This window comes from Ottowia sp., assembly GCF_016703145.1.
Lineage (GTDB): Bacteria > Pseudomonadota > Gammaproteobacteria > Burkholderiales > Burkholderiaceae_C > Ottowia.
In genome coordinates, this window is record NZ_JADJCO010000003.1 from 300,504 (window position 1) to 314,860 (window position 14,357).

Sequence of the window (14,357 nt, forward strand, 5' to 3'; positions counted from 1 at the left end):
TCAGGACTTGTGCGAGAGCAGCTCGCGCAAGTCGCGCGCGAAGCCTTCCAGCTCGGCCTCGATGCGGCCGATGATGCGCCCGAACCAGTTGTAGGCCAGCACGGCGGGGATGGCCACGGCCAAGCCGGCGGCGGTCATGATCAGCGCCTCGCCCACCGGGCCGGCGACGCGGTCGATGGAGATCTGGCCCGAGCCGGCGATGCTGGTGAGCGCGTGGTAGATGCCCCAGACGGTGCCCAGCAGCCCGACGAAGGGCGCGGTGGAGCCGATGGTGGCCAGGAGCACCTGGCCGAAGGTCAGCCGCCCCATGATGGCGTGCAGCGCGTCGCGCAGCACGCGCGTGAGCTGCTGCGCGCGGTCGCCCGCCGCCGCCAGCGTGCCGCCGGCGGGCGCCTGCGTGGCCTGGATCAGCGGCAGCACCAGCGCGCCGCGGTCGAAGCCGCCCACGCGCGCGGCCGCGTCGTCCACCGACGGCGCCTGCCAGAACGCGGCCACGCTGCGCACCACGTCGCCGCCGGCGCGGCGCAGCATCCAGGCTTTCCACACGATCACCACCCAGCTGGCGATGGACATGAGCAGCAGCAGCAGCGCCACGGCCTTGCCGATGGCGTCGCTCTGCGCGAAGACTTGTTGCAGGTTCATGAAGGGGTCGGGAGGGAAGGATTCAGCGCAAGTTCAGCACGTCGGCCATGTCGTACAGGCCGGCGGACTTGCCGGCCACGAAGCGCACCGCGCGCAGGCTGCCCTGAGCATAGCCGGCGCGGCTGGAGGACTTGTGACTGATTTCGATGCGCTCGCCGGTGCCGGCGAACAGCACCGTGTGGTCGCCCACGATGTCTCCGCCGCGGATGGCGGCGAAGCCGATGGTGGACGGGTCGCGCTCGCCGGTGATGCCCTCGCGCGCGTACACCGCGCAGTCCTTCAGGTCGCGGCCCAGCGCGGCGGCGATCACCTCGCCCATCTTCAGCGCGGTGCCCGAGGGCGCATCCACCTTGTGGCGGTGGTGCGCCTCGATGATCTCGATGTCGTAGCCGGTGGACAGCGCCTGGGCGGCCATCTCCAGCAGCTTGAATGTGACGTTGACGCCCACGCTCATGTTGGGCGCCATGACGATGGCGATGTCCCGGGCGGCGGCGGCGATCTCGGCCTTCTGCGCGTCGGAGAAGCCGGTGGTGCCGATCACCAGCGCCACCCCGGCGGCGCGGCAGGCCGCCAGGTGCGCCATGGTCGCCTCGGGGCGGGTGAAGTCGATCAGGCAGTGCGCGTCCTTCAGGCCGGCGGCCAGGTCGGCGGTGACGGATACGCCGCTGGCCCAGCCGGCGAAGGCGCCGGCGTCCTGGCCCAGCGCGGGGCTGCCGTCGCGGTCCAGCGCGCCGGCCAGCCGGCAGTCGCCCGAGGCGCGCACCGCCTCGATCAGCATCTGGCCCATGCGGCCGGTGGCGCCGGCGATGGCGACGCGGTGCGGTGCGGTGGAAGCGGTCATGTCGGCTCGGCAAGCAGGGAATAAGGCCGCGCGGGCGGCGTGGCGCCGCGCTCTAGCGCGCGGCTTCGAGCGGCGGGTAGCTGCCGGCGGGCGGCGGCGGCGCGGAGGCGGACGCCTCCGGCGCGCTGGCGCCGGCGACGGGGAACTTGGCCAGTTGCTCCTCGGTGGCTTCGAGCTGCGGCACCTTGATCTTGCGCTCGCGGCCGATGCGCTGGACGAACTCGCTCTCGCTGGGCATGTCGTCGCCCTCGAAGCGCTCCAGCGCATCGCCCTGGAAGAACACAGTCAGGCGGTAGTGCTGCGGCTCGACGCCCTGGCGCTTGAGGGTGAAGACGTAGTCCCAGCGGTCGCCGTGGAACAGGCTGGTCATCAGCGGCGTGCCCAGGACGTCGCGCACCTGCAGGCGCGTCATCCCCGGCTGCAGTGCGGCCACCTGCTCCTTGGACACGAAATTGCCCTGCACCACCTCGGGCTTGTAGAAGGTGATGACGTCGGCCAGGCTGCGGGTGGCCTGATTGAAGCTGCCGCAGGCGGCCAATCCAGCCACCAGCACGGCCAGCATGACCCGGCAGGTCACGCGGGCATGGGTTCGGAACATTGCTGACATCGGTCCTGGCTCATGCACAATACGGCCGGACATTGTAGCGGCGCCCTACCGCGCGCTGCGCTGCCTCTACCGCGCATGGACACCATCGACGAACTCAAGAGCACCGGCCTGAAGGCGACCCTGCCGCGGCTGAAGATTCTGGAAATCTTCCAGAAGGCCGATCGGCGCCACATGACCGCCGAGGACGTGTACCGCCTGCTGCTGGCCGAGCAGTCGGACATCGGCCTGGCCACGGTGTACCGGGTGCTGATGCAGTTCGAGCACGCCGGCATCCTCAGCCGCAACCACTTCGAGGCCGGCAAGGCGGTGTACGAGTTGCGCGAGGAGCAGCACCACGACCACTTGGTCTGCCTGCGCTGCGGCCGGGTGGAGGAGTTCTACGACGCCGAGATCGAAAAGCGCCAAGCCGCCGTGGCCGAGGCCAAGCACTGGGTGCTGCAGGACCACGCGATGTCGCTGTACGGCCTGTGCGCCCATTGCGCCAAGGAGCGGGGCAGGTAACTCCTTGCCCCGGGACGCTCAGCCGCCGCGGGCCATCGCGTCGCGGTGGCGCTGGACGAATTCCTGGTAGGTGTCGATGCCGCGCAGCTGCAGGATGTGGTTGCGCACCGCCGCCTCCACCAGCACGGCGATGTTGCGGCCGGCCACCACCTGGATGACGGCCTTCTGGATCGGCACGCCCAGCACCTCCTGCGTCAGCGGCTCGTAGGGCAGGCGCTCGTAGTCGCGCTCCAGCGTCTCGCGCCGCACCAGGTGCACGATCAGGCGCAGCCGCATCTTGCGGCGCACCGCCGTCTCGCCGAAGATGGCGCGGATGTCGAGCAGGCCGATGCCGCGCACCTCCAGCAGGTTCTGCAGCAGCTCGGGGCAGCGGCCCTCGATGGTGGTCTGGTTGATGCGGAACAGGTCTACCGCGTCGTCGGCCACCAGGCCATGGCCGCGGGAGATCAGTTCCAGGCCGAGTTCGCTCTTGCCCAGGCCGGACTCTCCGGTCAGCAGCACGCCCAGCCCGAGGATGTCCATGAACACGCCGTGCATGGTGGTGCGCTCGGCGAAGTGCTTGGACAGGTAGGCGCGCAGCACGTCGATGACGAAGGCGGCCGACTCCTGCGTGGCGAACATGGGGATCTGCGCGCGCTCGCACATCGACACCAGCGCGTCGGGCGCGGTCTGGCCGTCGCACAGCACCAGCACCGGCGGCTCCAGCGTGACGATGCGCGAGATGCGGCGCGCCGCGTCCTCGGGCGCGCATTCGCTGATGTAGCCGATCTCGCGCTCGCCCAGGATCTGCAGCCGGTACGGGTGGATGTAGTTGAGGTAGCCCACCAGGTCGGCGCCCGAGCGCGCGGCGCGCACCGCCACCTCGTCGAAGCGGCGCTCCGACGCGCCCAGGCCCGCGATCCACTGCCAGCGCAGGGCGGCGCGGTGGTCCTCGAACAGCACGTCGGCGCTGATGACGGTGGGCTTCATGGCAGGCGCGGAAAAAGTGTCGCGGCCAGTCTACGCGATCGCGCCGCGCCGGCCGGCAAAGACGCGGATCAGGCAGGCTGGGCCGATTGCCAGTCGGCGATCAGCGCGTGCAGCAACTCGGCCGACGCGGCGCCCTTGATGCGCTCGCGCAGGCCGGCGTCGCTCAGCAGCTCGGCGATCTCGGAGAGGATTTCCAGGTGCTTCTGCGTCGCCGCCTCGGGCACCAGCAGGAAGATCAGCAGCCCCACCGGCTGCTCGTCCGGCGCGTCGAAGCCGATCGGCTGGGCCAGCTGCAACACCGCCGCCATCGGCGCCTTCAGGCCCTTGATGCGGCCGTGCGGGATGGCCACGCCGTGCCCGAGCCCGGTCGAGCCCAGGCGCTCGCGCGCGAACAAACTGTCGGTGATCAGGGCGCGCGAGAGGCCGTGCAGGTTCTCGAACAACAGGCCGGCCTCTTCGAACGCGCGTTTTTTGCTGGTGGCATCGACGCCGACGAGCACCTGCGACGCAGGAAGAATGGATGCAAGACGATTCATGGCTTGGACGCGGATTATGCTCCGATGCCGCCCGGCCGCCGTGGGCGGGCCGCTCACCAAGTCGTCGCGGGAGGAGCCGAGCGGAAAAAGAAAGCCGCCCGGTCGGGCCGGTGCGGCTTGCAAACTGGAGTCTACAGTCTTCGCTCGTTGTTGTTACACCATACTACATCAGATGCTTGGCGGCCGCACGATCGTGCGACTGAACCTTGTCCTTGTGGCGCACCACCTGGCGGTCGAGCTTGTCGACCAGTTCGTCCACGGCGGCGTACAGATCCTCGTGCGCGCTCTCGGCGAACAGGTCATTGCCCCTGACGTGGATGTTGCATTCGGCGCGCTGCCTTCGGTCCTTCTCTTTCTGGTTCTCGACCGTGAGCAGTACCTTGACGTCCACCACCTGGTCGAAGTGTCGGGTGATCCGATCCAGCTTGCCTGTCACGTAGCTGCGCAGCGCCGGGGTGACTTCGAGGTGGTGTCCGCTGATCGTCAAGTTCATGAAGAGCCTCCTTGCTTCAGGGTGAAGGCCGCCCGGCGCGAAGGCCTGGCGGCCGATAAAACGGGGCCGGAACCCCACATGCCCACCAGTGGTCATGCGCATCCACTATGCCCCCGATCGGTGCCGAGCGCAATCCCGCCGGTCATGCTTTGGCCACCTCCCGATGCGATAATGGCCGCCGTTTTCAACGATCTCCGAAAGCCCGCCTTGGAACCCGTCCCGAGTCGATAGCTTTCGCCTCCCTTGGACGCTGGCGCGGGAGGCCGAAAGCCTTCCTCCCCCATCCGCCAGACGCCCGCCCACGCCGAAGGGAGCCTTGCCATGCTGAACGTCTTCACGCTGTCCAACGGACGGCTGTTTCAGGAAGAGATCGAATCGCTGGAGGAGCTGTCCAGGTTCCGCCCGATCTGGGTCGATCTGGAGGAGCCGACGCCCGAGGAGAAGCGCTGGGTCAAGCAATACTACGGCCTGTCGATCCCAGAGGACGCGATCGACGACGACATCGAGGAGTCGGCGCGCTTCTACGAGGAAGACAACGGCGAGCTGCACATCCGCAGCGACTTCCTGGTGGCCGACCCCGACGAGCCTCGCCAGGAGCGCGTGGCCTTCATCCTGAACACGATGAACGAGCAGCTGCGCAGCCACGGCGTGCTGTTCTCGATCCATGACGAGACGGTGCCGGCCTTCCGCCTGCTGCGCATGCGCGCACGCCGCATGCCAGGCCTGCTGACCGACGCCAAGGAAGTGCTGCTCAAGCTCTTCGACGCCGATGCCGAGTACTGCGCCGACACGCTGGAGGGCATCTACGACGACCTGGAGATGACCAGCAAGAAGGTGCTGGACGGCAACGTGGGCGACGAGGTCGCCGGCGAGGTGCTGGCGGCCATCGCGCGCCAGGAGGACATGAACGGGCGTATTCGCCGCAACGTGATGGACACGCGCCGCGCGGTGAGCTTCCTGATGCGCAGCAAGATGCTGGGCGCGGAGCAGTTCGAGGAGGCGCGCCAGATCCTGCGCGACATCGATTCGCTGGACAGCCACACGGCCTTCCTGTTCGAGAAGATCAACTTCCTGATGGACGCCACCGTCGGCTTCATCAACATCAACCAGAACAGGATCATCAAGCTGTTCTCGGTGGCCAGCGTGGCGCTGCTGCCGCCAACGCTGGTGGCCAGCATCTACGGCATGAACTTCCGCCACATGCCGGAGCTGAACCAGTCCTGGGGCTACCCCTACGCGATCGCGCTGATGGTCGCCAGCGCGCTGCTGCCCATGTGGTACTTCCGCCGGCGCGGATGGTTGAAATGATCACCCCCGTGGCTGCGCGGACTTCGTTCCGCTTCGCCTCCCCCTCAAGGGCGCGCGCCCGGTGACCGGCCGCACTGGAACGGGCTTCGCTGCGCTGGCCCTGGCGATGATCGAAGGAAACCGGTTTCAAGAAAAAACGGCCCCAGCCGGCACTGGATATGCGCCAATAGCTATGATTTTGGGAGCAATCTGAAATACTGCTCCAGCACCGCCGCGCTGTAGCGGCTGGCGACCTGGTCGATGAAGCGGGTGAAGTCCACGTGCGCCGCGTCGTCGGCGCGGTCGGAGACGGTGCGCAGCGCGGCGAAGGGCACGCCGTAGTCGTGGCAGACCTGGGCAACGGCGGCGCCCTCCATCTCGACCGCCAGGGCGTCGGGCAGCGCCTGGCGCAGCGCGGCGCTTTCGGCGCCGGTGGCGACGAAGCGGTCGCCGCTGACGACCAGCCCTTCATGCACCGCCGGCGCGCCCAGGGCGAACTCGCGCACGGCGTCGGGGCCCAGCGTGCTGGCGGGCTGCGCGAGCACCGCGCGCGCCGCGGCGGCCAGGGCGTCGGACAGCGCGGGATCGGTGCCGAAGCGCGCGCGGCCATACAGCGGCACCTCGTGGCGCTGGAACAGCGGCGAGGCGTCCAGGTCGTGCTGCAGGAAGGCGCGGGCGACGACCACGTCGCCCACCGCCACGCCCTCGGCCAGCCCGCCGGCGGCGCCGGTGAAGACGATGCGGTCGACGCCGAAGCGTTCGATCAGCACCGTGGCCGTGGTGGCCGCGGCCACCTTGCCGACGCGCGAGAGCACGGCGACCAGCTCATGCCCGTGCCAATGGCCGCGCCGGAACTCGCGCCCCGCCGCCACCTCGCGCCGCTCGCCGGGCAGGCGGCCGAGCACCGCGGCCAGCTCCTGGTGGAGCGCGGCGATGATGCCGATGCGGGGTGGTGGTTTCAAGTCAAAACAGCCGGTAGCCCGTGTGTAACAAGCGCCAACAGCTATTGAATAAATAGCAATCGGCGGCTGTCCGCATCACTGCGCTGGCTTGTCGCGCAGCTCACGCCGCAGCACCTTGCCGACGGGCGTCTTGGGCAGCTCCTGGCGGAACTCGATCACGCGCGGCTGCTTGTAGCCGGTCAGGTTCTCGCGGCAGTAGGCGCGCACGGCTTCCTCGGTCAGATCCGGGTCCTTCTTGACCAGCACCAGCTTCACGGCCTCGCCGGTCTTGTCGTCGGGCACGCCGACAGCGGCGACTTCCATCACGCCGGGCATGGCGGCCACCACGTCCTCGATCTCGTTGGGGTAGACGTTGAAGCCGCTCACCAGGATCATGTCCTTCTTGCGGTCCACGATGCGGGTGTAGCCGCGTTCGTCCATGACGCCGATGTCGCCGGTCTTGAAATAGCCGTCGGCCGTCATGACCTTGGCGGTCTCGTCCGGGCGCTGCCAGTAGCCGGCCATGACCTGCGGGCCCTGGATGGCGATCTCGCCCGGCTCGCCCAGCGGTACCTCGCGCCCGTCGTCATCGAGGATCTTGACGTAGGTGCTGGGCAGCGGCAGGCCGATGGTGCCGGTGAACTGCTTCGACGTGACCGGATTGCAGGTGACGGAGGGGCTGGTCTCCGACAGGCCGTAGCCTTCGACGATGGGGCAACCGGTCTTCTCCAGCCAGAGCTTGGCCACCGCGTGCTGCACGGCCATGCCGCCGCCCAGGGACACCTTGAGGTTCTTCCAGTTGACGCTGGCGAAGTCGGGGTGGTTGGCCAGGCCGTTGAACAGCGTGTTGACGGCGGGGAAGCTGTGGATGGTCTCCTTCGACAGGTCCTTGAGCACCGCCGGCAAGTCGCGCGGGTTGGGGATCAGGATCAGCTTGCCGCCGATGCGCATGGACAGCATCATGCCCACGGTGAAGGCGAAGATGTGGTAGAGCGGCAGTGCGCACACGGTGGTGGGCTGCTCGTCGGCGGGGATGCGCTTCATGACGGGCGCGTTCCAGGCCTCGGACTGCAGCACGTTGGCGATCAGGTTGCGGTGCAGCAGCACCGCGCCCTTGCTGACGCCGGTGGTGCCGCCGGTGTACTGCAGCACCGCCACGTCGTCGGGGCCGATCGTGGGCGCGGCGAGGGCGCCGCCCTGGCCCTTGGCGATGGCGTCGTTGTAGCGCACGGCGCCGGGCAGGCTGAAGGGCGGCACCAGCTTTTTGGTCTTGCGCACCACGTAGTTGACGAGGGCGCCCTTGAGCATCCCCAGGCGGTCGCCCATGGCGGCCAGCACCACGTGCTTGACGGGCGTTTGCGCGATGCACTTCTGCAGCGTGGCGGCGAAGTTCTCGATGATGATGATGGCCTTGGCGCCGGAGTCCTTGAGCTGGTGCTCCAGCTCGCGCGACGTGTACATCGGGTTGACGTTGACCACCACGAAGCCGGCGCGCAGCACGGCAGCCACCGCCGCCGGGTACTGCGGCACGTTGGGCATCATCAGCGCGACGCGGTCGCCCCGCGCCAGCCCCAGGCCCTGCAGGTAGGCCGCCAGCGCACGGCTCTGGGCATCGGTCTCGGCATACGTCACGTCCTTGCCCATGAAGGTGTAGGCGGGGCGGTTCGCGTATTTGCGGAAGCTCTCTTCGATGAGGGCGACAAGCGAGGAATACTGCGACGCGTCGATGTCGGCGGGTACGCCATCGGGGTAGCCGCTCAGCCAGATCCGGTCGGTCATGCGGAAAGTCTCCTTGGGCAATCGAAAAGAAAAAGGGCGGTTCGCGCCGCCCATTGTGACCGCGGGGCGGATGGCCCGCGGCAGTGGATATCCCTAAGCGGAGTCGCTCAGCCCTTGAGCGCGCCCAGCACTTCGTCGAGCATCTTCTTGGCGTCGCCGAACAGCATGCGGTTGTTCTCCTTGTAGAAGAGCGGGTTGTCCACCCCCGCATAACCGGACGCCATGGAGCGCTTCATCACGATCGAGTGCTTGGCCTTCCACACCTCCAGCACCGGCATGCCGGCGATGGGGCTGTCCGGGTCGTCCAGCGCGCTGGGGTTCACGATGTCGTTGGCGCCGATGACCATGGCCACGTCGGCCTCGGGGAAGTCGGCGTTGATCTCGTCCATCTCCATCACGATGTCGTAGGGCACCTTGGCCTCGGCCAGCAGCACGTTCATGTGGCCGGGCATGCGGCCGGCCACGGGGTGGATGGCGAAGCGCACGTCCACGCCCTTCTCGCGCAGGGTCTTGGTGATCTCGTTGACCGTGTGCTGGGCCTGCGCCACCGCCATGCCGTAGCCGGGCACGATGATCACGCTCTTGGCGTCGCGCAGCATCTCGGCCGTCTCCAGCGCGCTCACGGGCACCACCTCGCCCTGGGGCTCGGCAGCGGCACCGGCGCCGGCCGCCTTCTTGGGCGCGCCCGAGCCGAAGCCGCCGGCGATCACGCTGATGAAGTTGCGGTTCATCGCCGTGCACATGATGTAGGACAGGATGGCGCCCGACGAACCCACCAGCGCGCCGGTGACGATCAGCAGGTCGTTGCTGAGCATGAAGCCGGTGGCCGCGGCCGCCCAGCCCGAGTAGCTGTTGAGCATGGACACCACCACCGGCATGTCGGCGCCGCCGATGGCCATGACCATGTGCACGCCGAACAGCAGGGCGATGACGGTCATCACGATCAGCGGCAGCATGCCGGACTGCACGTCGTGGGCGTTCAGGAACTCGCGCCCGAACCAGATCACCACCAGCAGCGCGGCCAGGTTGAGCCAGTGGCGCCCCGGCAGCAGCAGCGGCTTGCCGCCGATGCGGCCGTTGAGCTTGCCGAACGCGATCAGCGAGCCCGAGAAGGTGATCGCGCCGATGAGGATGCCGACGTAGATCTCCACCTCGTGGATGACCTTTTCCGCGCCCTGGAGCTGGATCGATGTGTCAACGTAGCTGGCAAAGCCCACCAGGCAGGCCGCCAGGCCCACCAGGCTGTGCATGAGCGCGACCAACTCGGGCATCTGGGTCATCTTCACGACCTTGGCGGCGTACAGGCCGACGCCGCCGCCGATCACCAGCGCCACCACGATCCAGGCGATGCCGGACGGGCTGACGCGCGGGCCGAACACCGTGGCCAGCACGGCCAGCGCCATGCCGACCATGCCGAACAGGTTGCCGCGGCGCGAGCTTTCGGGGCTGGACAGGCCACCCAGGCTGAGGATGAACAGAATGGCGGCGCCGAGATAGGCCACCGTGGCGAGACTTGAGGACATGGTCGTCTTTCCTTGTCGTTGTCGTTCTTATTTGCGGAACATGGCGAGCATGCGGCGCGTCACGGCAAAGCCGCCGAACATGTTGACGGCCGTGAGCACCAGCGCGGCGAAGGCCAGCCAGCGGATCAGCCCGTCGGGGCGTCCGTCCATGCCGGCCTCGGGCGGCGCGATCTGCACCAGCGCGCCGATGGCGATGATGCTGGAGATGGCGTTGGTCACGCTCATCAGCGGCGTGTGCAGCGCGGGCGTGACGTTCCACACCACCATGTAGCCGATGAAGCAGGCCAGCACGAACACCGTGAAGTGGCCCAGGAAGGCCGCCGGCGCGAAGGCGCCGATGAGCCAGAACACCACGGCCGCCACCGCGAACATGATGGCCGCCGTCTTGGCCGGCATCGGCGCGCCAGGGCCATGGCCGTGGCCCGACTTCTTCTCGGCCACCGGCGCCGCCGCCTTGGGCGCCGGCGCGGGCGCCTGCTTGAGCGGCGGGGCGGGCCAGGTGATGGCCCCATGGTTGACCACCGTCAGGCCACGGATCGCGTCGTCCTCCATGTTGACCACGGCCACGCCGTCCTTGGCCTTGCACAGCTCCTCGGTCAGGCGCAGCAGGTTGGTGGCGTACAGCGTGGACGACTGCTTGGCCAGGCGCGAGGCCAGGTCGGTGTAGCCGACGATGGTCACGCCGTGGCGCACCACGGCCTCGCCGGGCACGGTCAGCTCGCAGTTGCCGCCCTGCTCGGCCGCCATGTCGACGATCACGCTGCCCGGCTTCATGCTCTGCACCATCTCGGCGGTGATGAGCTTGGGCGCCGGCTTGCCGGGGATCAGCGCGGTGGTGATGATGATGTCGGCGTCCTTGGCCTGCTGCGCGTACATGGCGCGCTGCGCGGCCTGGAAGCCCTCGCTCATGACCTTGGCGTAGCCGCCGCCGCCGGAGCCTTCTTCCTCGTAATCGACCTTGACGAACTCGCCGCCCAGCGACTTGACCTGGTCCGCCACCTCGGCGCGCGTGTCGTTGGCGCGCACGATGGCGCCCAGGTTGGCCGCCGTGCCGATGGCCGCCAGGCCGGCCACGCCGGCACCGGCGATGAACACCTTGGCCGGGGGCACCTTGCCCGCCGCCGTGATCTGGCCGTTGAAGTAGCGGCCGAAGGCGTTGGCCGCCTCGATGACGGCGCGGTAGCCGGTGACGCCGGCCTGGGAGGTCAGCGCATCCATCTTCTGCGCGCGACTCAGGGTGCGCGGCAGGCAGTCGATGGCCAGCACGGTGGTTTTCCGGTCGGCCAGCTGCTGCATCAGCGCGGGGTTCTGCGCCGGCCAGATGTAGTCGATGAGGGTGCCGCCCTCGCGCATCAGACCCACTTCGCCCTCGCTGGGCGGGCGCACCTTGAACACGATGTCGGATGCGGCCCAGAGCGCGGCGGCGCCGTCGATGATCTCGGCCCCGGCGGCGCGGTAGGCGTCGTCGCTGAAGTTGGCGGCGTCGCCAGCGCCCGATTCGACGGCAACGGTGAAGCCGAGCTTGATCAGCTTCTCGACGACGTCGGGCACGGTGGCCACGCGCTTCTCGCCGGGGAAGGTTTCCCGGGGCACGCCAATGCGCTGGGCCGGCTGGGGTGCACTAGTTTCCATGAGAGGGTCTCCTCGGAGATGGTGATTCGTTCAGGGAAGTCAGGAGCGGGAAAAGGTGTGCGGTCATTCGCGGTCACGCCGCGGCGCCTGCACCGGGGGGCGGCTCGGCGGCGCGGGCGGCGTGACCTGGGTGGCCTGCGCCGGCGCGGGCGCGGCGGCAGGCTGCGGCGGCGCCGGGGGCGCGATGGGGGGCGCGAAGGGGAACGGCGGCACGCTGAGCGGGCCGCCGGCGGCAGCCCGCGTGGCGGCGGCGAACTGCTGCGCCCACTGCTGGCCGGGCATGCCGGCGGCCAGGAAGTCGGCGGTGTTCCGGGTGGTGGCCTCCAGCAGCGACGGATCGACCAGTGCATGCGTCTCGATGGACGGCGCGCGGTGGCTCACCCAGGCGCGCGGGCGCGCGTCGAGCTGGCGGCCTTCCAGCCAGCGGTACAGCACGCCGTGCTGCGTCTCCAGCCAGCGGTCGAAGTCGGCGTCGCGGCGCAGGCGCAGGCAGGTGCCGTTGGCGCCGCCGCCCACGTGCAGGCTGTTGGGCTGCGGGCAGGACGCGTTGCCGGCGGGCGCCACCTGCGCGATCACGATGGCCAGCCAGCGCCCATCCTCTCGGCGCAGTCCGGCGACGCGGGTGGGGGTGTTCACGCCATCGACGGGCACCACCGCGTCGCCGCTCAGCCAGGGGGCCTGCAGGTGGCCCAAGTCGTACCAGGTGCCCACGCTGGTGGGCGGCACGGTGATCACCGGCGCGGCCTGCGCCGTCGCAGCCGGCCCGGCTGGGCTGCCGGCGCCGGGCGCCGCGCACCCGCTGGCCAGGACGGCGGCCACGGCCATCAGCGGTGCCGCCAGCCACGCCGCGCGCCAGGGAGCGCGGGAACAGGAACCTGGATTGGGAAGTGCGTTCATGTGGATACAGCTGGGTTGAAGAAGAGGTGCGCCCGCGCGTCGCCGCCCCTCAATGAGCCATCCGGCAGACGGCCAAGATGCCGCCTTCCAGGACTCGCTTCTCGGTCGTTTCGGCGGGGATGCCCATCAGCATCTGTCTCTTTTCGTCGGGTTGCTGGTCTGCGGGCAGGGCTTGATGCGCCGCGCGGCTATCTTGCACGATCGCCCGGGAGCTTAGCAAAAGCCGGAGCACTGCCTTCGGCATTGTGACCGGGCCCGGCGCGGCGGCCTGTCGCGTGCGGATAATCGCCGCCCATGAACGCACCCCGATGGAAACCCAGCGTGACCGTGGCCGCGCTGATCGAGCAGGACGGCCGCTACCTGCTGGTGGAAGAGCGCACCGCCGCCGGCCTGCGCCTGAACACCCCCGCCGGTCACCTGGAGCCGGGCGAATCGCCCCAGGACGGCGCCGCGCGCGAGGCGCTGGAGGAAACCGGCCGCCGCTTCACCCCGACCGCGCTGCTCGGCGTGTACCTGGCCGCGTCGCCGGACGGCGACGGCACGCCCACCACCTGGCTGCGCATCGCCTACTGCGGCAGCGCCGGCGAGCCGGAGCTCGGCCACGCCCTGGACGAAGGCATCGTGCGCACCGTGTGGATGACGCCGAGCGAGGTGCAGGCCAGCCAGGACCGCCACCGCAGCCCGCTGGTGTGGCGCTGCGTCGAGGACCACCTGCGCGGCCAGCGCTTCGCATTGGATGCGGTGCACGTGGATGGTTCGGCGCTGCGTGTTTGAAGAAAAATTGGCCTTTAGTCCTCGCCAGTATTGCGCCGTCAGCTATTAATATAGTAGTGAATGACGCCTGACCTGCTGACCTGGGCCGTGCTGTCACTGGCCGCTTTCGGCGCCGGTGTGCTCAACGCCATCGCCGGCGGCGGCACGTTTCTGACCTTTCCGGCGCTGGTGTGGGCGGGCGTGCCGCCGATCGCCGCCAACGCCACCAGCGCCCTGGCCGTCTGCCCCGGCTACCTGGGCGGCGCGCTCGGCTTCCGGCGGGAGCTGGCGGCGCTGCCGCGCGCGCTGCTGGCGCGCGAAGTGGCCTTGAGCGCGGCGGGCGGCGTGGCTGGCGCGCTGCTGCTGCTGGTGACGCCCGCGAAGGTGTTCGCCGGCGTCGTGCCCTGGCTGCTGCTGCTGGCCACCGCGCTGTTCGCCGCCGGCCCGCGGCTGGCGCGCTGGGCCGGCGGCGAAGGCGGCGGCCGGCTGGCGCGCTGGCGCCTGCCCGGCCTGCTGGCCGTGGCGGTGTACGGTGGCTACTTCAACGGCGGGCTGGGCATCCTGCTGATGGCGCTGTACCTGCTGGTCGGCGAGCAGCGCCTGAACACCGTCAACGCGCTCAAGAACCTCAACTCCTTCGTGCTCTCGGTGGTGTCGGTGGCGGCCTTCGCCCTGGGCGGCGCCATCGTGTGGGAGCCGGCGCTGCTCATGGCCGTGTTCGCCACCCTCGGCGGCTTCGCCGGCGCGCGCCTGGCCCGGCGCCTGCCGGTGGCGTGGGTGCGCGCGATCGTGATCGTGACGGGCGTGGTGATGAGCGCGGTGTTCTTCGCCCGGACGTAGAACGCGTTCAACTAGAAACGGCAGTTGAACGCGCCCGCCAGTGCCGTGATTGGCGTGGCAGGCAAGGGTGAACGCCGCGGCTCCACAGGCGCCTGCGCGCCTGTGGACGGCGTGAA

At 69.4% G+C, this 14,357-nt stretch carries 15 protein-coding genes; 4 read left to right on the top strand and 11 right to left on the bottom strand.

Annotation, left to right across the window (positions count from 1 at the left end):
- The 3 genes from IPG65_RS05090 to bamE are packed head-to-tail and all read right to left on the bottom strand — an operon-like array spanning window position 1 to window position 2,081.
- Complete coding sequence (locus tag IPG65_RS05090; RefSeq protein ID WP_293188179.1) at window positions 1-642, bottom strand: MotA/TolQ/ExbB proton channel family protein; 642 nt, start codon at window positions 640-642, stop codon at window positions 1-3.
- Between the two features lie 22 nt (window positions 643-664).
- Window positions 665-1,483 (bottom strand): 4-hydroxy-tetrahydrodipicolinate reductase, encoded by an 819-nt coding sequence (gene dapB, locus IPG65_RS05095; RefSeq protein ID WP_293188180.1) that lies wholly within the window; start codon window positions 1,481-1,483, stop codon window positions 665-667.
- A 52-nt stretch (window positions 1,484-1,535) separates the two neighbouring features.
- Entirely contained in the window at window positions 1,536-2,081 is a 546-nt protein-coding gene (gene bamE / locus IPG65_RS05100; protein WP_293188181.1) for an outer membrane protein assembly factor BamE, read from the bottom strand.
- An 84-nt stretch (window positions 2,082-2,165) separates the two neighbouring features.
- Between bamE and fur the strand changes: the two genes are divergently transcribed.
- Window positions 2,166-2,591 (top strand): ferric iron uptake transcriptional regulator, encoded by a 426-nt coding sequence (gene fur / locus IPG65_RS05105; RefSeq protein ID WP_293188182.1) that lies wholly within the window; start codon window positions 2,166-2,168, stop codon window positions 2,589-2,591.
- An 18-nt stretch (window positions 2,592-2,609) separates the two neighbouring features.
- On the opposite strand, the gene hprK is transcribed toward fur, so the two are convergent.
- The 3 genes from hprK to raiA form a co-directional block, all read right to left on the bottom strand.
- Window positions 2,610-3,560, bottom strand: coding sequence for an HPr(Ser) kinase/phosphatase (gene hprK / locus IPG65_RS05110; RefSeq protein ID WP_293188183.1), 951 nt, complete (start codon window positions 3,558-3,560; stop codon window positions 2,610-2,612).
- Between the two features lie 68 nt (window positions 3,561-3,628).
- A complete protein-coding gene (locus IPG65_RS05115) occupies window positions 3,629-4,096 on the bottom strand; it encodes a PTS sugar transporter subunit IIA (RefSeq protein ID WP_293188184.1) in 468 nt (155 codons plus the stop codon).
- 163 nt (window positions 4,097-4,259) lie between these two features.
- Window positions 4,260-4,589, bottom strand: coding sequence for a ribosome-associated translation inhibitor RaiA (gene raiA / locus IPG65_RS05120; RefSeq protein ID WP_293188185.1), 330 nt, complete (start codon window positions 4,587-4,589; stop codon window positions 4,260-4,262).
- 321 nt (window positions 4,590-4,910) lie between these two features.
- On the opposite strand from raiA, the gene corA reads away from it, so the two are divergent.
- Entirely contained in the window at window positions 4,911-5,897 is a 987-nt protein-coding gene (gene corA, locus IPG65_RS05125) for a magnesium/cobalt transporter CorA (protein WP_293188186.1), read from the top strand.
- A 170-nt stretch (window positions 5,898-6,067) separates the two neighbouring features.
- On the opposite strand, the gene IPG65_RS05130 is transcribed toward corA, so the two are convergent.
- The 5 genes from IPG65_RS05130 to IPG65_RS05150 form a co-directional block, all read right to left on the bottom strand.
- Entirely contained in the window at window positions 6,068-6,838 is a 771-nt protein-coding gene (locus IPG65_RS05130) for a 5'-methylthioadenosine/adenosylhomocysteine nucleosidase (protein ID WP_293188187.1), read from the bottom strand.
- Between the two features lie 75 nt (window positions 6,839-6,913).
- Window positions 6,914-8,596, bottom strand: coding sequence for a long-chain-fatty-acid--CoA ligase (locus tag IPG65_RS05135; RefSeq protein ID WP_293188188.1), 1,683 nt, complete (start codon window positions 8,594-8,596; stop codon window positions 6,914-6,916).
- A gap of 107 nt (window positions 8,597-8,703) precedes the next feature.
- Window positions 8,704-10,119, bottom strand: a complete 1,416-nt coding sequence (gene pntB, locus IPG65_RS05140) for a Re/Si-specific NAD(P)(+) transhydrogenase subunit beta (protein WP_293188189.1) — start codon at window positions 10,117-10,119, stop codon at window positions 8,704-8,706.
- A 27-nt stretch (window positions 10,120-10,146) separates the two neighbouring features.
- The gene (locus IPG65_RS05145) at window positions 10,147-11,751 is read right to left on the bottom strand and encodes a Re/Si-specific NAD(P)(+) transhydrogenase subunit alpha (protein WP_293188190.1); all 1,605 of its coding nucleotides are present in this window, start codon (window positions 11,749-11,751) and stop codon (window positions 10,147-10,149) included.
- A gap of 63 nt (window positions 11,752-11,814) precedes the next feature.
- Window positions 11,815-12,648 carry a hypothetical protein gene (locus tag IPG65_RS05150; protein ID WP_293188191.1) on the bottom strand — a complete coding sequence of 278 codons (834 nt, stop codon included), beginning with the start codon at window positions 12,646-12,648 and terminating at the stop codon, window positions 11,815-11,817.
- 294 nt (window positions 12,649-12,942) lie between these two features.
- Here IPG65_RS05150 and IPG65_RS05155 point away from each other — a divergent pair, with 294 nt between their 5' ends.
- Both IPG65_RS05155 and IPG65_RS05160 read left to right on the top strand, forming a co-directional pair.
- Window positions 12,943-13,422, top strand: a complete 480-nt coding sequence (locus IPG65_RS05155) for an NUDIX hydrolase (protein ID WP_293188192.1) — start codon at window positions 12,943-12,945, stop codon at window positions 13,420-13,422.
- Window positions 13,423-13,482: 60 nt separating this feature from the next.
- Window positions 13,483-14,241 (top strand): sulfite exporter TauE/SafE family protein, encoded by a 759-nt coding sequence (locus IPG65_RS05160; RefSeq protein ID WP_293188193.1) that lies wholly within the window; start codon window positions 13,483-13,485, stop codon window positions 14,239-14,241.
- The last annotated feature ends 116 nt before the right edge of the window (window positions 14,242-14,357 follow it).

Bases quoted from the DNA above. Each gene is read 5' to 3' on its own strand.
- fur (WP_293188182.1), top strand. From the start codon at position 2,166: ATGGACACCATCGACGAACTCAAGAGCACCGGCCTGAAGGCGACCCTG.
- IPG65_RS05155 (WP_293188192.1), top strand. From the start codon at position 12,943: ATGAACGCACCCCGATGGAAACCCAGCGTGACCGTGGCCGCGCTGATC.
- IPG65_RS05160 (WP_293188193.1), top strand. From the start codon at position 13,483: ATGACGCCTGACCTGCTGACCTGGGCCGTGCTGTCACTGGCCGCTTTC.
- dapB (WP_293188180.1), bottom strand. From the start codon at position 1,483: ATGACCGCTTCCACCGCACCGCACCGCGTCGCCATCGCCGGCGCCACC.
- IPG65_RS05135 (WP_293188188.1), bottom strand. From the start codon at position 8,596: ATGACCGACCGGATCTGGCTGAGCGGCTACCCCGATGGCGTACCCGCC.
- IPG65_RS05090 (WP_293188179.1), bottom strand. From the start codon at position 642: ATGAACCTGCAACAAGTCTTCGCGCAGAGCGACGCCATCGGCAAGGCC.
- hprK (WP_293188183.1), bottom strand. From the start codon at position 3,560: ATGAAGCCCACCGTCATCAGCGCCGACGTGCTGTTCGAGGACCACCGC.
- pntB (WP_293188189.1), bottom strand. From the start codon at position 10,119: ATGTCCTCAAGTCTCGCCACGGTGGCCTATCTCGGCGCCGCCATTCTG.
- IPG65_RS05150 (WP_293188191.1), bottom strand. From the start codon at position 12,648: ATGAACGCACTTCCCAATCCAGGTTCCTGTTCCCGCGCTCCCTGGCGC.
- raiA (WP_293188185.1), bottom strand. From the start codon at position 4,589: ATGAACTTGACGATCAGCGGACACCACCTCGAAGTCACCCCGGCGCTG.
- corA (WP_293188186.1), top strand. From the start codon at position 4,911: ATGCTGAACGTCTTCACGCTGTCCAACGGACGGCTGTTTCAGGAAGAG.
- IPG65_RS05145 (WP_293188190.1), bottom strand. From the start codon at position 11,751: ATGGAAACTAGTGCACCCCAGCCGGCCCAGCGCATTGGCGTGCCCCGG.
- bamE (WP_293188181.1), bottom strand. From the start codon at position 2,081: ATGTTCCGAACCCATGCCCGCGTGACCTGCCGGGTCATGCTGGCCGTG.
- IPG65_RS05115 (WP_293188184.1), bottom strand. From the start codon at position 4,096: ATGAATCGTCTTGCATCCATTCTTCCTGCGTCGCAGGTGCTCGTCGGC.